Below are 4,690 nucleotides of genomic sequence, written 5' to 3' on the forward strand. Positions count from 1 at the left end.
CAGCTGAGGACGCGACCGCGTCCCCGGTCTTTTTTCTGGGCCCCGTTCGTCCTGCTCGGCGATGCGCGCCCTATGAGCTTGCCGTCGAGCTGGTCCCGTCGTCGTCTCACGGTATTCTTGGTGGCCGCTCTCGCGACGCTCGCGTTCATCCTTCAGCGCCTCCGACGGAGGGAGCGACGGAGCTCGTAACCTCGTTCAACCGCGACGGCGGGACCGTACGGACCAACGAGGTCCTGCGACACGAACGAGGAGCGTCACTGGCGCGAGGCGTCTTCGGGGAGGTTACGTGTCGAGGATAGTTGGTCGTCGCCCTCGACTTCGAAGCAAAGCTCCTTCCGAGACAACCGGCGCGTGAGCAGATGTTGAATGCCTCGGCACCGCGGTGGTAGCTTCGCGGGGTGCGAAGCTCGGTCGAGAGCGGAGGGGTCGCGTCATGGGCTGGCGCTTTCCCGGAAGCGCCCATCGCTCGAGTTTGCCGGAACCGCTCGTCGGCGGGTCGGTCTTCGTGTTCGACTAACCGGCCATAGCCGACCCTCTCGAGCTCGCCGTGCCCGCTGGTACGCACGGGGCGGCGACCGAGCGCCTGGAAGGGGCGATGATTCTGATCGAGCCACCATCGGTCGATGACGGTGAGATCACGGACAAGGGTCATATCAATCAGAGAGCGGTGTTGCGGCGGCGAGCGGGGCTGGTTGAGCAGCTCTACGACGATACGGACCCGGCGACGATCCCCGGCCCGCCTAGTGGACCGTAACGCGCACTTCGTTTCATTCTGACTCGTTTCCGAGGCGAGTTGCCGACGGGAGCGCGATCGTCCGATCGTCGAGGTCCTCCGTCGAGTCAGAGTGTTCTTACGTCACGCTCGACGATCAGGATTTCCTCCTGCTCCAGCTCCACTTTGAGCTGTTGCTTCAGCAACTCGAAGAACCGCCGTGCGGACTTTGCCTCCGACGTGATCACCCGGTAAATGACGACTTCGTCACGGTAAACGACGTCGGCCATTCTCCAAAGACCGCTGTTGGGTACGGAAAAGTAAGTGACGCCGCCAAACTGCTGCAGGAGAATCTCCTGGAGTGAATCGAACTTCTCAGGCCCTACCGGCCGCCGGTCGTTGTAATAAGTCGGGATGTAGAGCTCATACTCTTTCACCCGACGCGCCGCCTCTCGGTGGCACGTGGGTCAACCGACTTATTTCCTGGAATTCGATTCCTGCGGCACGCAACGCTTTCGCAGCCCCTCCCGAGATGATGTAGGTGCCGTTCGGAAGCACCGTACCCGGCGAGTGGCGAAGCAGTATGGGAATGGCCTTGAGCTCCTCGGGCTTCGAAAGACGAATGACGAGATCCATGAATCGACTCCTTCTCGAGTATATCGGAAATACCGCCGGCGAATGGGGTCGTGCGGCTTCGAGCGAAGAAATGATGCATAAAACGCCTCCATGGGTAATGGAGACGAGATCCGGCGGTGTGAACCTCCCTTCTTTCTTGAAAAACTTGCGCCAGCCGTATCAGGTCCGCTGCTTGCCACAACCTAGAAACGCCTGTTGAGCTCGACACGGCTCACGAATCGTCTTCGCGTCGCGCCGCAGCGGTAACCGCGACAACTACGACGTCAGCCACGACGGAAAACGATTCCTGGTGGTCATGCGAAGAGAGCTTCCCGAAGAGCTCCACGTCGTGCTCAATTGGCATGAAGAGCTGAAGCGGCTGGTTCCTGTGAAGTGAGTGCGGTGAGGGCCTAGCGGAGATTGATCGTTGGAAGCCGGGTTGGACACAGCTCGCGAAAGTCCATGAAAAACGACCAGCCGTTGCCAGGATCGCAGCCGAGCGCGAGGAGCTGCGCGTTTAGGCGAACACAAGGCGAAAATCGAGGTGTCTTTCGAGCCTGGTTCACCGAGCTCGAGCGGCTCGTCCCCACGGGGCGTTAGGCTCCGTTGGCACCAACGTTCTAGGAAACGCGTGTGCTCTAGCGTCGCACCGATAAATGGCCCCGCGGTCCCCTTCGAATTGGATCTTGTGTCGCCCTGAGCCATCTGGGAGTATCCAGCGCATGTTCGCGGTCACCCTGGTCCTGATGCCCTCTCGTTGACCACCGAGCTCGGCCTGGGACTTGCCTGCTAGCTCTTTTTCTCGCCACCCGCTTCGTCGAGAGCTTCGGTGAGCAGATCGCTCACTCCAACTTCTTCCGCCATGCGTTCTAGGTACTCTTCGTCGAGGGTGCCGGATTTCACCCTCAAAACGCCGAGAACGTCCTCCCATTGGCGGTCGGAGACCTCACCCCCTTTGCGGTACCATCTCAGCTTTGCCACGACGACATCCTCCGGGGTCGAGACGTTGACGCGCTCATTCGCGGTGCGGGAAACGCGAAGCGCTTCACCCCGACGCAACTGAGACGACTCGAACGGTTTGTCCTTTGCGACGAAAAAGTCGACCTTGAACATCGGTTCGAGCGCGATGACATTGAAGCTTCCACCGGCCTCTACCGATCGCGTGACCCGATTCTCGGAAACGTAGAACTCGTCACCCAACGCCTGGACGAACGGCGGAACATCCTCGGGTTTCAGATCGACGACGAAATCGACATCTCCCGTGGACCGCATCGTGCCGTGAACGGAGCTCGCCAGCGAGCCGCCGATGACGTACGGAACACCGAGCTCCTCGAGCAGCTCCACCACACGCAGCGTGACCGCAATAACGTCAGACTCGGGCTCAACGGCCAAGACGGGCCTTTTCTATCGCGCGTGCAACTTCAGCTCCGTACAACCGTTCGGCGAGAAGGAAACGGAGCTCGTCGTCCGACTTGCGAGGGTAGCGCTCACCGAGCTCGCTCAGGACGAGCTCGCGCAGCGTTCGGTTTAGGTCGGAAACGATCTCGAGCTTACGCCAGGGCGGGGCTTCTCTGAGAAGCTGCAGGAGCACTTCTTCGGCTTCGGGGCTCGTGTCCGAGACCGCAGCCGATCTTCGAGGTCGCATCAAGTCCATCGTATCGCGTTTCATTCCGCGTTGCGGAGTCGCGCCCATGAGCTCGTCAAGCTACGAGCGGTCGATGACCACTCTCGACGGAGCCCATACGTCGGCGCAGGCTCACGAATCACGTCATCTGAGCGGCTGTAGCGGTCCATGAGCTCTTTGTCGTAATCCAACTCCGCCATGTAGAGATTGTGTTGCACATGAGAACGATGTTGACGGGGCTTCGATCCCCACCGCGGCCATACGGGTTCCGGTGATGGAACTCAAAGTCAAGGCGCTCGGGACAACGACGCCCGTCCTTGCAAACGAAGGTGCATTGACCGCCGTCGCGTTCCGACACGAAACGTTTCACCGGAGCTGATATGCCGCGCACTCCTGGCGACGTATCCGCCTCGTCCACGTTCTTTCTCGGTTTGGGCGTCTAACCAATGCGTCTGGCCTCGAGACGTTCGAGCTTCTCGCCCACCGCCGCCTCGACCATCGAGGCCAGGTCGCACCCCGGCATGAGCGTTTTGAGCCGATCGAGATTTCTTCGGAGCTCATCGGTCGCAGTGAACTGCACCAGGTAGCGTGCCCGCGCGAGCGGGTCGACCTTCTCGCGACTGCTGCACGAGTTTCGAAAGCTGAAGAAGAAGCGGGTCGCTGCAAAGCGATTTCAAATCGATTTTGTTCATACGACTCTTAAAACATGAATTTTTTTGCACCGCAGGAGTACGTGCAACGACTCTTCAACGAAGAAAACGTTTTCGAAGTCTCGAGCCGCGACGGATCGCGTCTATGGCTTCGACAACGTGCGTAGGTGCGCGGTACACATCGGAGCTGGATTCTTTTCGAGCGTGCGCCACTTTGGGCGCAAGGCCATCCCCTGCTTGATCTAAGAATGACGGTGGGCGCTAGGTTCGGGCAGCAGAAGGACCAAGAAGAAGTAAACGCGCTCCCGGGACGCGCTAAACTCGCGGTGGCACCGTTGAATTACCTTGACTGCGCGTCGCCGGAATGTGGTTTCGCCCGCTTGCGTTGTGGCTCCTGCCGTCGATTCCCAGGAGTGCGATCTTCGCATGAGACCCTCCCGCGCTAACTCCGTCAGCTCCCATTGCAGATAACTTTGAGGTGAGGTCGGATGTGACGCCGTCGCTCTCCGCTGCTTGAAGACTCGCCATGATTGAATCATGAAGCCAGTGTGCTTCTTGCGACGAAGCCCGCCACGCCCAGCGTGATCGCGCTGCTCTTTGGCGCGTCTTGCTCGAGCTCGGAACCCCACGAGACGCAGGGCTAGGTGGCAGAGAGCCTCGGCGTCCTCTCGCGTGTGGCCGCCAGGTGCGCCTCGACTCCGGTATCGACATCGAAACATGGCCTCCGGCCTGCACAACCTCCGATTCCCACTCCCAGACCCTATCCTCTCTGCCCACGACAACCGATTTCTTGATCCTTCTCCCTCCGAAGGCCCGATTGAAGTTCCTATCCTTTATCCTTGTCCTTTCGCCTGGGCCGCCCGTCGGGCAGCGGCGCGCGTCGCCTCATGAACGAGCTTGAGTCGGCAGCGCTCGCCATCTCTGCGGCCCGTTGGTAGACCTGTGCCTCGACCGTATCGTCCGAATCCGCGAGGCGGACGCGCGCGGTCCACGATCCGCGGGGCTCGCAACGGGCCTTCGACCACGACCGCCGCGGCCCAGCCGGTGTGAATGGAGAAGCCAACGGAAGCCTCGGAGCGCGCGGGCATA

At 60.5% G+C, this 4,690-nt stretch carries 7 protein-coding genes; 1 reads left to right on the forward strand and 6 read right to left on the reverse strand.

Annotation, left to right across the window (positions count from 1 at the left end):
* The first annotated feature begins 547 nt into the window (after positions 1–547).
* Positions 548–754: a hypothetical protein gene (locus tag VEK15_21450; protein HXV63279.1), complete on the forward strand. Its 207-nt coding sequence runs from the start codon at positions 548–550 to the stop codon at positions 752–754.
* Positions 755–840: 86 nt separating this feature from the next.
* Here the strand turns inward: VEK15_21450 and VEK15_21455 are convergent, their stop codons facing one another.
* The 6 genes from VEK15_21455 to VEK15_21480 form a co-directional block, all read right to left on the reverse strand.
* Positions 841–1,149, reverse strand: a complete 309-nt coding sequence (locus tag VEK15_21455) for a hypothetical protein (protein ID HXV63280.1) — start codon at positions 1,147–1,149, stop codon at positions 841–843.
* Positions 1,136–1,348: a hypothetical protein gene (locus VEK15_21460; GenBank protein ID HXV63281.1), complete on the reverse strand. Its 213-nt coding sequence runs from the start codon at positions 1,346–1,348 to the stop codon at positions 1,136–1,138. The genes VEK15_21455 and VEK15_21460 overlap by 14 nt, the downstream gene beginning before the upstream one ends.
* 768 nt (positions 1,349–2,116) lie before the next feature.
* Complete coding sequence (locus tag VEK15_21465; GenBank protein ID HXV63282.1) at positions 2,117–2,719, reverse strand: hypothetical protein; 603 nt, start codon at positions 2,717–2,719, stop codon at positions 2,117–2,119.
* Complete coding sequence (locus tag VEK15_21470; protein HXV63283.1) at positions 2,709–2,972, reverse strand: hypothetical protein; 264 nt, start codon at positions 2,970–2,972, stop codon at positions 2,709–2,711. Before VEK15_21470 ends, VEK15_21465 begins: the two co-directional genes overlap by 11 nt.
* A 418-nt stretch (positions 2,973–3,390) precedes the next feature.
* A complete protein-coding gene (locus VEK15_21475) occupies positions 3,391–3,531 on the reverse strand; it encodes a hypothetical protein (protein ID HXV63284.1) in 141 nt (46 codons plus the stop codon).
* Between the two features lie 903 nt (positions 3,532–4,434).
* A partial coding sequence (locus VEK15_21480) for a hypothetical protein (GenBank protein HXV63285.1) occupies positions 4,435–4,690 on the reverse strand: 256 nt, incomplete at its 5' end.

It is taken from the genome of Vicinamibacteria bacterium, from assembly GCA_035620555.1.
Lineage (GTDB): Bacteria > Acidobacteriota > Vicinamibacteria > Marinacidobacterales > SMYC01 > DASPGQ01.